Annotated in this window: 16 protein-coding genes; 8 read left to right on the forward strand and 8 right to left on the reverse strand. The window is 50.7% G+C overall.

All coding sequences use genetic code 11. From position 1 onward, the window contains the following. Positions 1-62 precede the first annotated feature (62 nt). Both ampE and ampD read right to left on the reverse strand, forming a co-directional pair. Positions 63-917, reverse strand: coding sequence for a beta-lactamase regulator AmpE (gene ampE, locus J1C60_RS14480; protein ID WP_128179526.1), 855 nt, complete (start codon positions 915-917; stop codon positions 63-65). Continuing rightward, positions 914-1483 (reverse strand): 1,6-anhydro-N-acetylmuramyl-L-alanine amidase AmpD, encoded by a 570-nt coding sequence (gene ampD / locus J1C60_RS14485; RefSeq protein WP_128179527.1) that lies wholly within the window; start codon positions 1481-1483, stop codon positions 914-916. Before ampD ends, ampE begins: the two co-directional genes overlap by 4 nt. A gap of 202 nt (positions 1484-1685) precedes the next feature. Between ampD and J1C60_RS14490 the strand changes: the two genes are divergently transcribed. The 5 genes from J1C60_RS14490 to hofC all read left to right on the forward strand — a co-directional run bounded on the left by J1C60_RS14490 (position 1686) and on the right by hofC (position 7942). Beyond that, complete coding sequence (locus J1C60_RS14490) at positions 1686-3518, forward strand: SGNH/GDSL hydrolase family protein (protein ID WP_128179528.1); 1833 nt, start codon at positions 1686-1688, stop codon at positions 3516-3518. A gap of 278 nt (positions 3519-3796) precedes the next feature. Continuing rightward, positions 3797-4687 (forward strand): carboxylating nicotinate-nucleotide diphosphorylase, encoded by an 891-nt coding sequence (nadC, locus tag J1C60_RS14495; protein WP_128179529.1) that lies wholly within the window; start codon positions 3797-3799, stop codon positions 4685-4687. Between the two features lie 198 nt (positions 4688-4885). After that, positions 4886-5347: a prepilin peptidase-dependent pilin gene (gene ppdD / locus J1C60_RS14500; protein WP_128179530.1), complete on the forward strand. Its 462-nt coding sequence runs from the start codon at positions 4886-4888 to the stop codon at positions 5345-5347. Next, positions 5344-6753: a type II secretion system protein GspE gene (gene gspE, locus J1C60_RS14505; RefSeq protein ID WP_128179531.1), complete on the forward strand. Its 1410-nt coding sequence runs from the start codon at positions 5344-5346 to the stop codon at positions 6751-6753. The genes ppdD and gspE overlap by 4 nt, the downstream gene beginning before the upstream one ends. Next, positions 6743-7942 (forward strand): protein transport protein HofC, encoded by a 1200-nt coding sequence (gene hofC / locus J1C60_RS14510; protein WP_128179532.1) that lies wholly within the window; start codon positions 6743-6745, stop codon positions 7940-7942. The genes gspE and hofC overlap by 11 nt, the downstream gene beginning before the upstream one ends. Before the next feature lie 36 nt (positions 7943-7978). On the opposite strand, the gene J1C60_RS14515 is transcribed toward hofC, so the two are convergent. Beyond that, positions 7979-9019, reverse strand: a complete 1041-nt coding sequence (locus J1C60_RS14515; protein ID WP_128179533.1) for a GMP reductase — start codon at positions 9017-9019, stop codon at positions 7979-7981. A gap of 312 nt (positions 9020-9331) precedes the next feature. Between J1C60_RS14515 and coaE the strand changes: the two genes are divergently transcribed. From coaE to yacG, 3 genes are read left to right on the forward strand one after another with little or no spacing between them, the layout of a single operon-like run. Then, positions 9332-9943 (forward strand): dephospho-CoA kinase, encoded by a 612-nt coding sequence (gene coaE, locus J1C60_RS14520; protein ID WP_128179534.1) that lies wholly within the window; start codon positions 9332-9334, stop codon positions 9941-9943. Positions 9944-9947: 4 nt separating this feature from the next. Continuing rightward, positions 9948-10691 (forward strand): cell division protein ZapD, encoded by a 744-nt coding sequence (gene zapD, locus J1C60_RS14525; protein ID WP_128179535.1) that lies wholly within the window; start codon positions 9948-9950, stop codon positions 10689-10691. A 12-nt stretch (positions 10692-10703) separates the two neighbouring features. Then, positions 10704-10910: a DNA gyrase inhibitor YacG gene (yacG, locus tag J1C60_RS14530; RefSeq protein WP_128179536.1), complete on the forward strand. Its 207-nt coding sequence runs from the start codon at positions 10704-10706 to the stop codon at positions 10908-10910. An 83-nt stretch (positions 10911-10993) separates the two neighbouring features. On the opposite strand, the gene mutT is transcribed toward yacG, so the two are convergent. The 5 genes from mutT to ftsZ all read right to left on the reverse strand — a co-directional run bounded on the left by mutT (position 10994) and on the right by ftsZ (position 17333). Beyond that, positions 10994-11389: an 8-oxo-dGTP diphosphatase MutT gene (gene mutT, locus J1C60_RS14535; protein WP_128179537.1), complete on the reverse strand. Its 396-nt coding sequence runs from the start codon at positions 11387-11389 to the stop codon at positions 10994-10996. Between the two features lie 81 nt (positions 11390-11470). Next, positions 11471-14176, reverse strand: coding sequence for a preprotein translocase subunit SecA (gene secA, locus J1C60_RS14540; protein ID WP_128179538.1), 2706 nt, complete (start codon positions 14174-14176; stop codon positions 11471-11473). An 85-nt stretch (positions 14177-14261) separates the two neighbouring features. Continuing rightward, positions 14262-14768, reverse strand: a complete 507-nt coding sequence (gene secM, locus J1C60_RS14545) for a secA translation cis-regulator SecM (protein ID WP_128179595.1) — start codon at positions 14766-14768, stop codon at positions 14262-14264. Positions 14769-15159: 391 nt separating this feature from the next. Continuing rightward, positions 15160-16077, reverse strand: coding sequence for a UDP-3-O-acyl-N-acetylglucosamine deacetylase (gene lpxC, locus J1C60_RS14550; protein WP_128179539.1), 918 nt, complete (start codon positions 16075-16077; stop codon positions 15160-15162). 101 nt (positions 16078-16178) lie between these two features. Then, a complete protein-coding gene (gene ftsZ, locus J1C60_RS14555) occupies positions 16179-17333 on the reverse strand; it encodes a cell division protein FtsZ (RefSeq protein WP_128179540.1) in 1155 nt (384 codons plus the stop codon). Positions 17334-17448: the final 115 nt, after the last annotated feature.

Genomic DNA, 17448 nt, shown 5'->3' on the forward strand with positions numbered 1-17448 from the left:
CCTTACCCGTACGGCTGTCATTTGTTGTACGGGTAAATCATCGAACACTCTCTGACGCTGCTTTAGACCAGCGTGCCGTAAATGGTCAACAGTGCGACCACAACAACAATCACCAGTGAAATTTTCTTCGCCAGCGCGACCGCGACGCGGGGCGTTTCGACCTTATCACTGTGGATATCCCGCGCCAGCGAGAACTGTGCTAAACGGGTCAGCACCTGATATTGCGAAGTGCGGAGATCGCCCAGTGAAGCAAACCAGGCCGGCAACGCACGCTCGCCATGTCCCAGCAGCGCATAAGCAACGCCAACCAGTCTTACCGGTATCCAGTCCACCCAGTGTAAAATATTATCAATTCCCGATTGTGAACGCTCCAGTGGCGAATGATGGCGCGCCAGCCAGGATTGCCACGCCCGCAGGAAAGCATAGCCCACCAGCAGTACCGGACCATAAAAACCGCCGACTACAAACCAGAATAGCGGAGCCAAATAAAAGCGGAAATTAATCCACAGCAGCGCGTTTTGTAGCTCGCGTAAATATTCACGCTCAGTGCACTCAACCGGAATACCATGAATCAGCGTTAACTCTTCCGCCATCGCATCCCGGGCATGCACATCGTCATGGCTGGCCGCTTTTAAATAGGCGTGATAATGCAGACGGACCGATCCGGCACCGATACACAGTAAGCCAACCAATATCCAGAACAGCAGTTGCACAATGCCGAAGAAGATCCCCCGCAGCGAAAGGATGATAACCAGCACAATGCCCATCGCTATCAGCGTCATAAATAAGCTACGTATCAGGGAAAAACGATGACATCCGCGAAACAGCGGCTCAAGGCGGTGATCGAGCTGCCAGTGCTCCCCTAATTTGAAGAGCCTTTCCCAGCCCAATACCAGCAGTAAGCTAAATAACGTCATACACTACGCTCCATGAAATTAGCATCCTCGCTCAATACGCAACGAAATTTATCCCAGTCAAAAGCGTCACCGGGGTCGGTCTTGCGCCCAGGCGCAATATCGCTGTGTCCGGTAATATGCTCCGCCGTCAGGGGGTAGTGTTGCATCAGGAGACGTGTCACCTCAGCCAATGCCCGGTATTGCACTGCTGTATAAGCCAATGTGTCCGTGCCTTCCAGTTCAATACCAATCGAGAAATCATTACACCCCTCACGTCCCTGATAGCAGGAAATCCCGGCATGCCAGGCTCGCTGGTCAAAAGAAACATATTGCACAATTTCACCATTCCGACGAATAAGGCAGTGGGCGGAAACGCGTAAATGGACGATTTCGGCAAAAAAAGGGTGGGCATCTGCATCAAGCGTGCCGGTAAACAGTGCATCAATATACGGGCCACCAAATTCTCCCGGGGGAAGACTGATATTATGAACCACCAGCAGCGAGGGCGCTTCATTATCGGGACGTAAATTAAAATGCGGTGATGGCACCTGTTTTACCCCGATGATCCAGCCATCTTGCAACTGCATACCTGCTCTCCTTTCACCACGTTTTCATCAGAGTAACACGATTTTTTTTCTCTTCCGCACTCTTCCGATTATCAGCCAGCCAGGCATTTTTGCATCGTTAAGGCGAGGCCATATATTGCGAGAACTGATGCTGGAATTATGCGCTATTCTTCCCACTCATTTTTCAGTGTTTGCAATAACATGAACGAAAGGGAATCGAAATATGAAGGTAAATGTACCGCATGAAGGAGGCAGCCAGGGTTCATTCTCGTCACTGTCGCTTGTGATGGCGAAAATGGCCGCAGGCAATACCGTGAGAATAGCCTGCTTTGGCGATTCAACCACCGATGGACAAAATACGACAGGCTGGGTCGCCAATCCCGTTGACAGGCAGGGAAATGCTGTCGGCAATATTAATCACGAAGCAACGGCAATGAATGCCTGGCCTGCCAGGCTACAAACTCTGCTCAGGGAGATGTACCACAATAATAATATTCATATCTTCAATGCCGGGTATTCAGGTAAGACGCTGGCAGATGGATGGGCAGTCAATAATTTCGATCGGGCGGTAACAGATAATCCTTATTACGGAGTATGTGATGCGGTATTTATCGACTTTGGACTTAATGATATCCCGGCTGCGGGTTCTCAAATCGATGATACGTTAAAACAAACCACTCTTCTTTTTGATAAAATCGAAGCAACGGGTGCATTACCGGTACTTCTGACCTCTGGCCCTATATTTCGCTCAGACAGTTCAGGGCGGAGGAAAAGTGAGCTTGAGCTTGAAATCAACACAGTAAAAAAATATCTCGCGAATAAACGAAACATTCCCATTATTGATAAAGCATTAATGTTAAAGGAGTGGATGGAACTCAATGCTGACTCGGTAAAATGGACAATTATTCAAGAAGATGCTCTCCATTTCGGCGATTCGGGGCACCTGGCGCAGGCCAGTTTCATTGCCGCTGAACTGTACAGCGGCACCTTTAACATTCACGAAAGGGTGCAATACTTCCCCTTTATGGATAGTCGGATAGACACACCTTACGGGCGCTCAGAGTTTTATAATACCCCGGCATCGCGCTTTCCCAATTTACATCTTTCCGCCAGTACCGTTAATGCACGACTCGGTACAGCGTTATTGACCATGTGGGTTAAAGTAAATAATGGTGCATCCGGATTGATTTATCATGCCGTGCGTAACGAAAACATCTCATCGAAAAACACCATGTTCACACAGGTGATAAACGCGACTGAGAATAAGCCTATCCTCAAGCAACCGTCGCCAAACCAAACGTTTGCTGCCAGTACTTCTGATATTGGAAGCTTCCCTGTCGTTGCGGCAAACCTCAACTACGGACTGTATAAAATACAAATTACCCTGCCACAGGAAAACGTTACCGATGGGATCTTTTACGGCTATTTTTCTATCCGGCCCGGCTGGCTGGCAACGTTTAGCGAACGGCAAAAAATAAGAACGCTGCCGCTTTATTACCACAAAGTGGGGAGTATTACGGGGTCAAGAGAACTTTTCCCGCAAAAACTCGCCGATCGGGGCGATAACTTTTGGGGACTGGGCTACGGAAATAGCCGTTCCACGTTATATTTTAAAGCCTCCCTGTCGAAAGGTGCGGCAATAGGCATAATGAACGTGGATGGTGTGAAGGAAGACAGTGATTACGAAACGGATCGCTGCATTGGATTATTTCGTGCACCGGATAATACGTTATCGCTATTTTGGTTGATACGGCATTTAAGCGGCGTTTGTAGCAATGTGCCATTAGGGACGGGCTTTGATTGCGGTAGTGTATACGATGACAATGAGTACGAGTATAAAATCGTGCTTGAAAGGAATGCAGATACCGTGGCGCTAAGTTTCTACTTCGGCTACAACGCAACTACCAGCAGCAGAAGTATCATTGTTACACCCGGCGAAGAACTCCCCTTTGCATTGGGTGGCGCCTTTGGTTCTACATGGTCATACAGAGGCAATTCTACGGTTAAGGTATCCGAGGCCTTCCTGCTGGAAGAAAAACTGCCAGACACGCCATAATTCCCTGACAAAACAGGCATGGGACCGGTTGTTCAGGCCGGGCTCCATGCCTTTACCTGCCATGCGTTTACCATCGCCACAATTTCGCTGGGCCCCGTTCAACTCATTTCATGCGATTCCCCATCACCGCAGCTCGCCCACGACACGAGTGGGGGAGATAAATCATCCCGCTATTTTTATGGGAAGAAAAAGCGTGTCAGGATGTGTCCGGCTGGCAGGGTACGCCCAAAAAGGCTAGAGTGTCCGCACTCTTTTATCCGAACTTTCGGAGCTTGAACATGACGACGCGTCGCTACGATCCTGTCAGCCGCCGGGCTGAATTACTGGCACGTATTGAAAACGATATTCCTGCCATCGTTGCACAGGCACTCTCTGAAGATCTGGGTGGCAGTATTGATGTAAATAATGATATTACCGCGGCTTTACTGCCGGATGACACGCAATCACATGCGGTCGTCATCACCCGGGAACCGGGCATTTTCTGCGGTAAGCGCTGGGTAGAGGAGATCTTTATCCAACTGGGGAATCGGGTCACCCTGACGTGGCAGGTCGATGATGGTGATGCAATTATGCCAAATCAACCACTATTTGAAATAGAAGGCCCCGCGCGGTTGATTTTAACGGCGGAGCGGACCGCACTAAACTTTGTACAAACCCTTTCCGGCGTAGCGACAGAAGTTCATCGCTATGTTGCCCTGCTTGAAGGTACAGGCGCGCAGCTGCTGGACACGCGTAAAACACTGCCGGGCCTACGCACCGCCTTAAAATATGCCGTTTTATGCGGCGGTGGCAGCAATCATCGCCTCGGGCTCTCTGATGCCTTTCTGATCAAAGAGAACCACATTATTGCTACCGGTTCGATCCGTCAGGCAATCGAAAAAGCCTTCTGGCTGCATCCCGATGTCCCGGTAGAAGTTGAAGTGGAATCATTGGATGAGCTGGAACAAGCGCTGGCGGCAGGTGCGGATATCGTAATGCTGGACAACTTCACCGTTGAACAGATGCGCGAAGCCGTCGCTCTGAGCGACGGACGGGCCTTGCTGGAAGTGTCTGGCAATGTCACCGACGAAACGTTACGTACATTCGCAGAAACCGGCGTTGACTATATTTCCGTTGGCGCGCTAACCAAGCACATTCACGCTCTGGACCTTTCCATGCGCTTTCGCTAAAGCCTGTTTTTTATCCCCCGCCACCGCCCCGGTGGCGTTTTGTTTTCGCTTCCCCACGTAATACTTCCCAGATAAATGTAACTACTCTGCAAAAATGTAAAAGCTTTACGCGTGGCTTCCAGATGCTGTGCTTTGCTGCTGGTCCAGTAAAACCGGACTGAATAAGGTTAGCGCATTACATACATGGAGAAGCAGCAGATGGATAAGCAACATTTAAAAAATCAACGCGGGTTTACGCTGATCGAACTGATGATCGTCATTGGCATTGTTGCCATACTTAGCGCTATTGGCTTACCGGCCTGGCAAAATTACCTGCAAAAAGCAGCACTGACCGATATGCTGCAGACCATGGTGCCATATAAAACTTCGGTGGAGCTTTGCACCATCGAACGCGGTAGCACGGTAGACTGCAATGCTGGCAGTAACGGCATCCCGGCAGGCAAAGGATCGCGTTATGTGTCCAGCGTTGAGGTTAAAGCTGGAAGTATCACACTTTCCGGACAAGAAAGCCTCACTGGCCTGACGGTGAGTATGACACCTCGCTGGAGCAACAATGAAGGCCAGATAAGCTGGCAGCGCAGTTGTACGTCCGAAAATAGCAGCCTGCAGGATGCCTGCCGCGATATCTTCCGCTTCGATGATGTGAGCGATGCAGGATGAGCAGTCAACAGCATCAGCGCAGCATTCAGGCTCTTTGCCAGCGCTATCAGGCAGTCATTCTCGAACATACATCGCTCCGGTTGCACGTAGCCGTTAGCGTGCCCGCCTCCGAGCAGATGATTGAGGCATTACGTTTTGCCAGCCAGTGTGACGTAGAGGTTGAATGCTGGCCGCAGGCACGCCTGGAACAATACAGCCAGCAAGCCCCCCCCGTTAAGGGGGCTTCTGAGCAGACGATCAATGATGCGCGATCGGCTTCTGCGGTAGAGCTGGTCAATCAGACGTTGTTGACGGCCCTCCAGCGTCGCGCCTCCGATATTCACTTTGAACCGCAGGCAGATCATCTGCGCATCCGCCTGCGTATTGACGGCATGCTCCAGACATTAAAAAGCAGCGACGATAATGTTCATGCCACATTGATCGCCCGTTTAAAAATACTGGGCAATCTGGATATTGCCGAACGGCGTATGCCGCAGGATGGGCAGTTCTCTCTTGAGTTAGGCGGTAAAACGCACTCATTTCGCCTTTCGACGTTACCTACGCATTTTGGCGAAAAAGCTGTCATCCGCCTGCTTCACAGTGAAGAACAGGCGATTTCACTGGATAAGCTTGGGATGTCCGGCCGCGTTCTGGAACGCTATCGCGATACACTGGCCTTACCGCAAGGGCTGATTTTGGTTACCGGGCCCACCGGTAGTGGTAAAACCTTTACCTTATACAGCGGGCTAAATACCCTGAACTCACCGGAAAAAAACCTGTGTAGCGTCGAAGATCCGATCGAAATTCCGCTTGCTGGCGTGAATCAGACCCAGATAAATCCAAAGTCAGGCCTCGATTTTCACCGAGTGTTACGCGCCCTGCTGCGGCAGGATCCGGACGTCATCATGCTTGGCGAGATCCGTGATGGGGAAACCGCAGAAATAGCCGTCAAAGCGGCACAAACCGGGCATTTAGTCCTGTCAACTTTACATACCAATTCAACCGCGGAAACCATTACACGACTCGGGCAAATGGGCATTCCGAGCTATTTGCTGGCATCTGCGCTGAAGCTGGTGATCGCTCAGCGTTTAGTCAGGCGCCTTTGTCCGCATTGTCGTCAACCTGCCGAGGCTGTGGCCCATTTTCCATCATCAATATGGCCTGGGACCGTGCAAACCTGGCAGGCTTCAGGCTGCGATCACTGTTTTTCCGGCTATTACGGAAGACTGGCTTTGTTTGAGATTCTGCCCGTTACCAGCAAATTACAAATTGCCATTGCCGCCAATGCCACCCCCGATGTACTGATTAGCCTCGCCCAACAGCAGGGGCTAAACACGCTGTTTACCGAAGGCCTGCATGCCGTCAACCGGGGAGAAACCAGCCTGGAAGAGGTTAATCGCATCGTAGGGTTCGCCAATGGTGAGTAATATCCTTTTCTATTGGCAGGCAGTTGATGCCGATGGCCAGTTTATTCACGGGGCCAAACTCAGTGATAGCCCGGCCTCCGTCATGGAATCGTTACTGGAGAGGGGCTTTACGCCAGTAAGCGTTAAACGAGGCAAAGCTTACCGCTCACGAGCGTGGAAATGGCAGCATAAAATTACGCTGGTACGTCAGTTGGCAACGCTACTTAAAGCCGGTATGACGCTCTCCGCAGGATTAACACTGTTAAGCGAAGGGCACCCACACCCGGGCTGGCGCGCATTATTAAGTGAAATACAGTCTCAGGTTGCGCGCGGAGAGGCTTTTTCAGCCACGCTGGCGCAGCATCCGGATATATTTCCGCCCCTTTTCCCCGCATTAATGCAGGTTGGTGAACTAACGGGACAGCTTGATGAGTGCTGCCTGCAGCTTGCCCATCAACAAGAACGTCAGCAAAAACTGCAAAAGAAAGTCATTAAAGCATTGCGCTATCCGCTGTTCATTTTACTGGTGGCCTTTACCGTTACCATTGGTATGCTGGTTTTCGTTTTACCTGAATTCGTCACCATTTATAGCGCTTTTGACGCCCCTCTCCCCGCGTTTACAGCAGGTGTTATGCGTCTGTCATCCGCCATCCAATCCTCTGGAGCAACGCTGGCCGGGTTATTATTTCTGGTAATCTTTAGCTGGCGTATCGCACGTAAAAAACGGATTCACTGGCAACGGCGGGAGCAGCAATTATTATTGCGTCTGCCTCTTATTTCATCACTTTATCGCGGCAGTCAGCTTAGCCAGATTTTTACCACGCTCACGCTGACACAACGCGCAGGCCTGACGCTACTACAAAGTTTGCAAACGGTTGAGAAAACGCTTCATCATTGCCTCTGGCAGGAGGCAATAAAGCAATTACAAGCGCATATCAGTGCGGGTAAACCTTTGCATCAAGCGATCGCTGACCACCCCCTTTTTACACCGCTATGTTATCAACTAATTAAAACGGGTGAGGAAGCCGGCTCGCTGGACATATTACTGGCGCGTCTGGCGCACTGGCATGAAGCAAATACCCACGAACTGGCCGATACGCTAGCTTCAATGCTGGAGCCGATTATGATGGTGGTCATTGGGGGGATTGTCGGAACGCTGGTGATCGCGATGTATCTGCCTATTTTTGGGCTGGGCGATGCATTAAAGTAAAACCGGGTACAGCAAATAGCCATACCCAATAAGTCTCTATCGTGTAAAGACACGATTTTCCTGTTCCGCGACGCGAATAAAGGTCGTGCGCTTGGTAAGTTCTTTTAAGCGTTCTGCGCCGACATACGTACAGGCTGAACGTAAACCACCGAGAATATCGCGGGCAGTCTCTTCTACCGATCCGCGCAGCGGTAACTTCACGGTTTTCCCTTCTGCAGCGCGATAGTCAGCAACGCCTCCGACATGACGTTTCATCGCAGACTCAGAGCTCATACCGTAGAACAACATAAATTGCTCGCCGTTCTCCTCTACAATGGTCCCTTCACATTCGTGATGCCCAGCCAGCATTCCCCCCAGCATGACAAAATCAGCGCCACCGCCGAAGGCTTTTGCTACATCGCCTGGAACCGAACAGCCACCGTCGCTCACAATCTGTCCCCCCAACCCATGAGCGGCATCGGCACACTCAATAACCGCAGAAAGTTGCGGATAGCCCACACCGGTTTTTACCCGTGTCGTACAGACCGATCCCGGACCTATGCCAACCTTCACGATATCAGCCCCGGACAAAATAAGTTCTTCAACCATCTCACCGGTCACAACATTACCAGCACAGATCGTTTTTCCCGGACAGGCTTCACGTGCACGCTGCAGGAAATCAACAAAATGTTGAGAGTAGCCATTAGCCACATCAATGCAAATGAAGTTTAACGCCGGTGATAGTGCCAGGATTTGCTTCATTTTAGTAAAATCAGCCTCAGACGTGCCGGTTGAAACCATTACATGCTTAAGCACGTTTTCCGGGACGCGAGCAATAAAGGCCTGCCACTCTTCAACGCTATAATGTTTATGAACGGCGGTAAGAATATCAAATGATGCAAGCGCCTCAGCCATACGGAAGGTACCTACCGTATCCATATTAGCGGCAATGACAGGAACACCTGACCAGGCGATACCCGAATGCTTGAAAATGAATTGACGCGCCAATTCCACCTGAGAGCGACTTTTCAGGGTAGAACGTTTAGGTCGGATGAGGACATCTTTAAAACCGAGCTTTATATCTTCTTCAATACGCATGACGAGATTCCTGGTTAGTGGCGACGATCTGGCGATCGGGTGCTGCTGCCAGCTCCAGTGATGTTATCATACGCGTTAAAAACGCTGCGGCAAGAGTGCGAAACAGCCTTTATTTACGCTACAATCCCATAAATTTACCTGAACATCTCACTTGTGATCCGTGGCACAAAATTTGTCTCAATAATATTGAGAAATGACACAGTGCTGCGTGCTATACCCTAAGGCGATAGGTTGTCACACCATTGTGAGCAAACCGCTCCAGCATCAGGTTTTAAATATGATCAACATCATTTGTTCACCAGGAAAGGGCCTATGCGCTATACCGTTGCGCTGACCGGAGGAATCGGCAGTGGAAAAAGCACCATCGCTGATGCCTTCGCGGATCTCGGTGTTGATATCATTGATGCCGACGTGATAGCCCGTCAGGTGGTCGAGCCAGGACAACCAGCTCTGGAGGCCATTACTGAACATTTTGGTCCCCGCGTCATGAATGACGACGGTACGTTAAATCGTGCCAATCTGCGCCAGCAAATTTTCACCTCTGTGCGGAAAAAGCAGTGGTTGAATGCGCTGCTACATCCCTTGATTCATGAAGAGACACAGCGCCAGTTGGCTGAGGCCCGCTCTCCGTGGTGCTTATGGGTTGTTCCACTTCTCGTAGAAAATAACCTGCATAAGTTTGCCAACCGTGTATTACTGGTTGATGTCCCGGAGGAAATCCAACTCGCTCGCACCATGGCACGCGACCAAATGAGTCGCCAACAGGCTGAGAATATTCTTGCCGCGCAGGCAACGCGTGAAGCACGCCTGGCCGTAGCGGATGATATCATTGATAATAGCGGCCCTGCTGAATCAGTCAGACCGTCCATTGCTGCGTTACATCAGCGTTATCTGGCGCTGGCAGCGGCAGCAAAACAGGATTAATAGTATGAGCACTTCCATTCTTTTCGAACATCCACTCAATGAAAAAATGCGTACCTGGCTGCGTATTGAATTCTTGCTCAGGCAGTTAGAAGCCTCCCGTTCCATTACCGATCACCTCAGCGCACTCACCTTTTTCCGTAATACTGCCGAACTTCTTGATGTGCTGGAACGAGGAGAACTACGCACTGAGATAGTTAAAGAGCTGGATCGGCAGCAGCAGAAGCTGCGTGCCTGGTCAGAAGTGCCGGGCGTGGATATGTCGCTGATCGCCACGCTTAACGATCGGCTTAAACAGCGCTCTGCAACGTTGATGGCTGCCCCGCGCGTAGGGCAACAGTTACGTGAAGACCGTCTTATTGGTCTGGTACGTCAACGACTCAGCATTCCCGGCGGTTGCTGTAGCTTTGATCTTCCCACGCTGCATATCTGGTTACATCTCTCACAGCAAGTACGTGACCAACAGACAACGGCCTGGCTGGAAACACTGGATCCTCTGCGTGAAGCATTAACGCTGATACTCGATTTAATCCGCCAGTCGGGAAGCTTTCGCCATCAAATTAGCCTGAACGGTTTTTTCCAGGATAACGCGGAGGACGCCGATCTGCTGCGCTTGCAACTCAAGCTGGATGATGCACTCTACCCTCAGGTCTCGGGCCACAAAAGCCGCTATGCAATCCGCTTTCTACCGCTGGATAGCGATAGCGGGGATGTCCCGGCCCGTCTCGATTTTGAACTTGCTTGTTGTTAAAGGTGTGTCGTAATGAGTGATGAAGTAACCATTGTGAATTGCCCAAGTTGTGGCAAAAAAGTGATTTGGAACGAACAGAGCCCGTATCGACCGTTTTGCAGTAAACGTTGCCAACTGATTGATCTCGGTGAGTGGGCGGAGGAAGAAAAGCGGATTCCCAGCAGCGGGGACTTGAACGATAGCGATGACTGGAGCGAAGAACAAAACGACCGCTATTAAGCAGGACTTACCGTCAACGTTCAGTCACCACGCTTACAGGGCGTATAGACGCCCTGATAGTTTTGCGCGCACGGCCCGATAATTTACGCTATCTCGGATTTTAAACGTGCAACAATTCCCTGGTTTGCTGGCGGGAAATCCTCAGCCATCAAGTGCGTTTGAGCTACCCAGCGCGAAGGTTGGCCTTCACGTCCGTACGGCTCGCCCTGCCATTGCTCAACGAGAAAGAAATGGAGCGTCACGTGCAGATCGTCATAGGCATGTTCGACGATATCAAATAAGTTAGCGTCTACCACATTGATGCCCGTCTCTTCCAATAGCTCCCGCTTCAATCCCTGTAACGCACTTTCACCCTCTTCAACTTTTCCACCGGGAAACTCCCACATATTCGCCATGGAAGCGCTGGCAGAGCGTCGGGCCAGGAAAATTTCCTGCCGGGCGTTACGGATAATGCCAACGGCGACTTGTAGATGTTTCATTCCAGCCTCTTAGCGTAAAACGGGCGATGCATGCATCGCCCTGTTGCTTAATTTCTAACGAACGGTCTGGCCCATGAAAACTCAGGCTAAACGGCCGTGACACTGCTTATATTTTTTACCCGATCCGCAAGGACAAAGATCGTTACGCCCCACTTTGCGCTCGCCGCTCAATGAAGCCAGAGATTCAGAGGCTTCCGTCTCAGCATCAACATGGCTGAGATGCTGTTGCTGCTGCAGGCGTTCAGCTTCCTGACGGCGCTGCTCTTCCATCGCTTCAACTTCTTCAGGCATACGCACCTGTACTTTACACAGGGTGCTGATGACCTCATATTTCAGCGATTCGAGCATCGCGGCAAACATCGCGAACGACTCACGCTTATATTCCTGCTTCGGATCCTTCTGTGCATAGCCACGCAGATGGATGCCTTGACGTAAATAGTCCATCGCGGCCAGGTGCTCTTTCCACAGAGAATCAAGCGTCTGGAGCATCACGCCCTTCTCGAAGTTGCGCATCATCTCTGCGCCCACAACCTCTTCCTTATCCAGATAGACCTGCTTACCTTGCTCCATGATACGCTCACGCAGCGTCTCCTCATGCAGCTCAGGTTCTTTATCCAACCATTCTGCAATCGGCATATCCAGATCGAAATCGTTTTTCAAACGCTCTTCCAGCCCGGCAACATCCCACATCTCTTCAAGTGATTGTGGCGGAATATAACTATCAACGGTGGTTTTGAATACATCTTCGCGGATGCTGCTAATCGTTTCACTCACATCAGAAACATCCAGCAATTCATTACGCTGGGTATAAATGGCGCGGCGTTGATCATTGGCAACATCATCGTATTCAAGCAGTTGCTTACGGATATCAAAGTTGCGGCTTTCTACTTTTCGCTGCGCGTTCGCAATCGCTTTGGTCACCCATGGATGTTCAATAGCTTCACCAGGCTTCATGCCCAACTTACGCATCATATTGGAAACGCGATCGGAAGCAAAAATGCGCATCAGGGCGTCTTCCATCGACAGATAAAAGCGGGAAGAACCGTGGTCACCCTGACGGCCTGAACGGCCGCGCAGCTGGTTATCAATACGACGAGACTCATGGCGTTCGGTACCGATAATATGTAAACCGCCTGAGGCCAATACCGCATCATGACGAATTTGCCACGCGGCTTTAATCGCCTCGATTTGATCGGGTGTAGGCGCTTCCAGCTCGGCTATTTCGGACTGCCAACTGCCGCCCAGCACAATATCGGTACCGCGACCGGCCATATTAGTCGCGATGGTAACGGCTCCTGGCTGACCGGCCTGGGCCACGATATCGGCTTCACGGGCGTGGAATTTCGCGTTGAGTACCGCATGTTTGATACCCGCTCGTTCTAACTCGTGCGATACCACCTCGGATTTCTCAATCGAAATAGTCCCCACCAGCACCGGCTGGCCGTTTGCGGTGCGCTCACGGATATCCTCAATGATGGCATCAATCTTCTCTTTCTCTGTCATATAGACCAGATCGGGTAGATCTTTACGCACCATCGGACGGTTGGTGGGTACCACAATGGTATCCAGTTTGTAGATAGAGCTGAATTCGAACGCTTCGGTATCTGCGGTACCAGTCATACCCGCCAGCTTCTCGTAGAGGCGGAAATAGTTCTGGAAAGTGATGGAGGCAAGCGTCTGGTTTTCATTCTGAATTTCCACGCCTTCTTTGGCCTCGACTGCCTGGTGCAAACCATCTGACCAACGGCGACCTTGCATAGTACGGCCGGTGTGTTCATCAACAATAATGACTTCACCGTCTTTAACGATATAATCCACATCACGAGTAAACAGAACATGGGCACGCAGTGCCGCCGTCACGTGATGCATCAACATAATGTTGGTAGGTGAATACAGCGATTCCCCCTCTTCCATAATGCCCTGGCTCACCAGTAACTCTTCAATGCTAACCAGCCCACGCTCGGTCAAATGCACCTGACGCGCTTTCTCATCGACAGAGAAGTGGCCTTCACCCTGGAAAGTATCAGAATCTTCTTTTTCCTGACGAATCAGATGCGGAATGATTTTGTTGACTTTAATGTACATCTCAGAGCTGTCTTCCGCTGGCCCGGAGATAATCAGCGGCGTACGCGCCTCATCAATAAGGATGGAGTCAACCTCATCCACCAGCGCATAGTGTAATTTACGCTGCACACGCTCTTCAGGGCTGAAAGCCATGTTATCGCGCAGGTAATCAAAACCATATTCGTTGTTAGTCCCGTAGGTAATATCAGCGCCATACGCTTCACGTTTAGCCGGCGCTGGCATGTTTGGCAGGTTGATCCCGACACTTAGCCCCAGGAACTCAAACAACGGACGGTTATTTTCCGCATCACGCTGTGCCAGATAGTCATTGACCGTCACGACGTGAACACCTTTACCACTCAGTGCATTGAGATAGGCTGGTAACGTTGCGGTCAGGGTTTTACCTTCACCGGTACGCATCTCGGCGATACAACGGTCGTTCAGTACCATACCGCCCAGCAGCTGCACATCGAAGTGGCGCATGCCAAACACGCGACGGCTGGCTTCACGTACGGTGGCAAAGGCTTCCGGGATAAGACTTTCCAGCACTTCGCCTTTTTCAAGACGCGCGCGGAACTCGTTGGTTTTCGCTTTCAGTTCATCGTCGGAGAGCTTCAAAAAATCGGGCTCAAGTTTGTTGATCTGTTCAACGGCTTTACGCATGCGACGCAGCGTACGATCGTTACGGCTACCAAAAACTTTGGTTAATAATTTAATTAACATAATAAATATATTCTCTCATCAGCCGAAATCTCGGCTTACAGCGTTGTTTTTATTGATAAATAGATAGTATTGCGCTCTGAATATTTCAGACGAGAGTGACGGGTCCAGCTCGGATGCCCTGAACTTGGGCAAGCCACAAGCCAACCTGGTGATCAGGACTGGCGGTTTGTAATGAGGGCTCGCTATCATGGCCAATAGCTGCAGCACGGGATTCGTGCGTCAGAAGCGCGTTGAGCGTATCAAGCAAGGCTATTTTCTGCACTTCCAGCGGCAGCGCCTGCTCAGCAACGTCAAGATGCTGTGGTGTTAACGCGGTAAATGACAGATGACGAATGACCGTACGGATGGCGTGCTGATGCCAGTAATCAACATTGAAGTTCGGTCGGCGCGCACTTTCCTGCAGGAGCGCCAGTCGATCAAAACGGACCGCATTCGCCGTACTCTGCGTACTTGACGCTGAGGCTGGCAAAGTACTTTGTTTCGAGGCAATGGCATTAGGCAGGCCAAAGCTCGCCGCGACCATCCCCAGTAAGAGATGCGGCCAGAAGTAACGTCTGCCTAGTTGTCGCCAACGATTAAAAATACCGATCACTTTAATTCCGCCAGGACCCGCACGATGCGTGGTCACCTACAATCAATGGATAGTCTGTTCGTAATGAGCGCAAATATTACCATTATTAGCGTCAGCCGACATCAGGATATCGCGCGGAGCCGGCCGAAAAACAGTCAAATACGCCTAAGAAATCAGCAGTCAAGCGCAGTTGTGAGATCTCCGCCCATGCTTAGGCTGCAAATGAATACCGGCATTTGAATGATTCACCGAGGTGATGAGACGTCATCACCCTGTAACCTGCGTGATAGAAAATAGATAAAAAGAAGATACACGAGCAGAGGGGAAAAGGGATGCAGGGAAAGAATAAAACGACGGGTATCACTGACCGGAGAGAGTACCAGTGCTACCCATCGTTAGAGCGGGTTCTGAATTATGCCAGAACCAGATTTGGTGCCTTGAATGCCAGCGGAAGTTCGGCTTCGTCTTCGAAGGTTGCCCATTCCCAGGCTTCTTGTTTCGCCAGGACTGCCTGCAACAGTTTATTGTTCAGCGCATGACCCGATTTAAAGGCGGTGAACGCGCCAATAATATTGTGGCCACACATAAACAAATCACCAATTGCATCCAGCATTTTGTGACGAACAAATTCATCTTCGAAGCGCAAACCATCTTCATTCAATACGCGAAAATCATCCAGACCTATCGCACAGTCTAAGCTACCGCCCAGGCACAGGCCTTTAGACTGCAGATATTCAATTTCACGCATAAAGCCGAAGGTACGTGCACGGCTGATTTGACGCATGAACGCTTCTGCTGAGAAATTCAGCTGATAGCGCTGTGAGCTTGAATCAATAGCCGGATGTCTGAAGTCAATGGTGAAGTCCAGAGAAAAACCATTGTAAGGTTTAATCTCAGCCCACTTATCGCCATCTTCAACCCGCACTGTCTCTTTCACACGTACGAATTTCTTCGCACTGTTCAGCTCTTCAACGCCTGCATCCAGTAACAGATAAACAAAGGGGGCGGCACTACCATCCATAATAGGAACTTCAGGCGCGTCTACTTCCACCACAATGTTATCGATACCAAGACCTGCAAGCGCAGCATTCAGGTGTTCCACGGTCGAAATACGTACGCCTTCATCATTCACCAGGCAGGTACTCAGCATGGTATCGCGCACGTATTTTGCATCAGCCGGGAAATCTACCGGTGGATTCAAGTCAGTGCGACGATAGATGACCCCGGTATTAGCCGGCGCAGGGCGTAACGTCAGAGCAACTTTCTTGCCGGTATGTAAACCGACACCTGTTGCCTGAACAATACGTTTTAATGTCCGTTGTTTGATCATCGCATTATCTCGCAAAATTACTCATCCGACCGCCAGTGTATATCACCGACGGGCGAACATTTTAGCACAAAGAGCGGAGAAACCCAATTCCAGGGATATTCTTAGTCCGCCTGCTTACGCAGGAAAGCCGGAATATCCAAATAATCAGGCTCTTTGTTGGATTGCGCTGTTTGATCGTTCACCACTTTAGCGGCCGGTTTCTGCTCTTGCGGCAGCGGGGCCATGCCGTGCTGCTGGTAGCGATGATCCATCACTGGCTGGCTCACCTGCTTGTTGGTTACCAACGTAATCTCCGGACGCTTATCCATGCCGATGCCGGTAGCCACCACGGTGACACGGAGTTCATCGTTCATTTCAGGATCAAGCGAAGTACCGATAACCACTGTCGCATTGTCAGAAGCGAATGCACGAATAGTGTTACCCACGGTTTCAAACTCATCCAAACGCAGATCAAAGCCCGCGGTGATGTTGACCAGCACGCCACGCGCACCAGAGAGATCAATATCTTCCAGCAGTGGGCTGGAGATGGCCATTTCTGCGGCTTCTTCAGCGCGATCTTCACCACAAGCCACGCCGGATCCCATCATAGCGTAACCCATTTCAGACATGACGGTACGCACGTCAGCAAAGTCGACGTTCATCAGGCCCGGACGTGTGATCAGTTCAGCGATACCCTGTACCGCACCTTTCAGCACGTCATTGGCAGCACCGAAAGCGTCCAGCAGGGAAATACCACGGCCCAGCACTTTCAGCAGTTTGTCGTTAGGAATCGTGATCAATGAGTCCACATGCTTGGAAAGCTCGGCGATACCCTGCTCAGCGAAAGCCATGCGCTTTTTGCCTTCAAAATTGAAAGGCTTAGTCACCACAGCAACGGTCAGTATCCCCAAATCTTTAGCCACTTCCGCCACGACCGGTGCCGCGCCAGTACCGGTACCACCACCCATACCGGCAGCGATAAATACCATATCAGCGCCTTCCAGAGCAGAACGTAGGGCTTCGCGGTCTTCCTCGGCAGAGTTGCGACCTACTTCAGGGTTCGCACCCGCGCCCAGACCTTTGGTAATACCATTACCGATCTGGATGGTCTGACCGACAGCGGTTTTACGTAATGCTTGTGCATCCGTATTTACCGCGAAAAACTCCACACCTTCGATGCGTTCACGCACCATGTGTTCTACGGCGTTACCGCCGCCACCGCCGACGCCGATGACTTTAATCACCGCGTCATTGGTTAATTCCATTGGTTCAAACATAATTTCTCTCCGTTGTGTGCCTGTCGCCTGGGAATCATAAAATATACCGTTTGCTTCTCACGCTGCGACCGCTGAGGGTTACAATCGGGAAACGTCAGGGTATCGATCCCCTTTT

It is taken from the genome of [Pantoea] beijingensis, from assembly GCF_022647505.1.
In the GTDB taxonomy this organism is placed as follows: domain Bacteria; phylum Pseudomonadota; class Gammaproteobacteria; order Enterobacterales; family Enterobacteriaceae; genus Erwinia; species Erwinia beijingensis.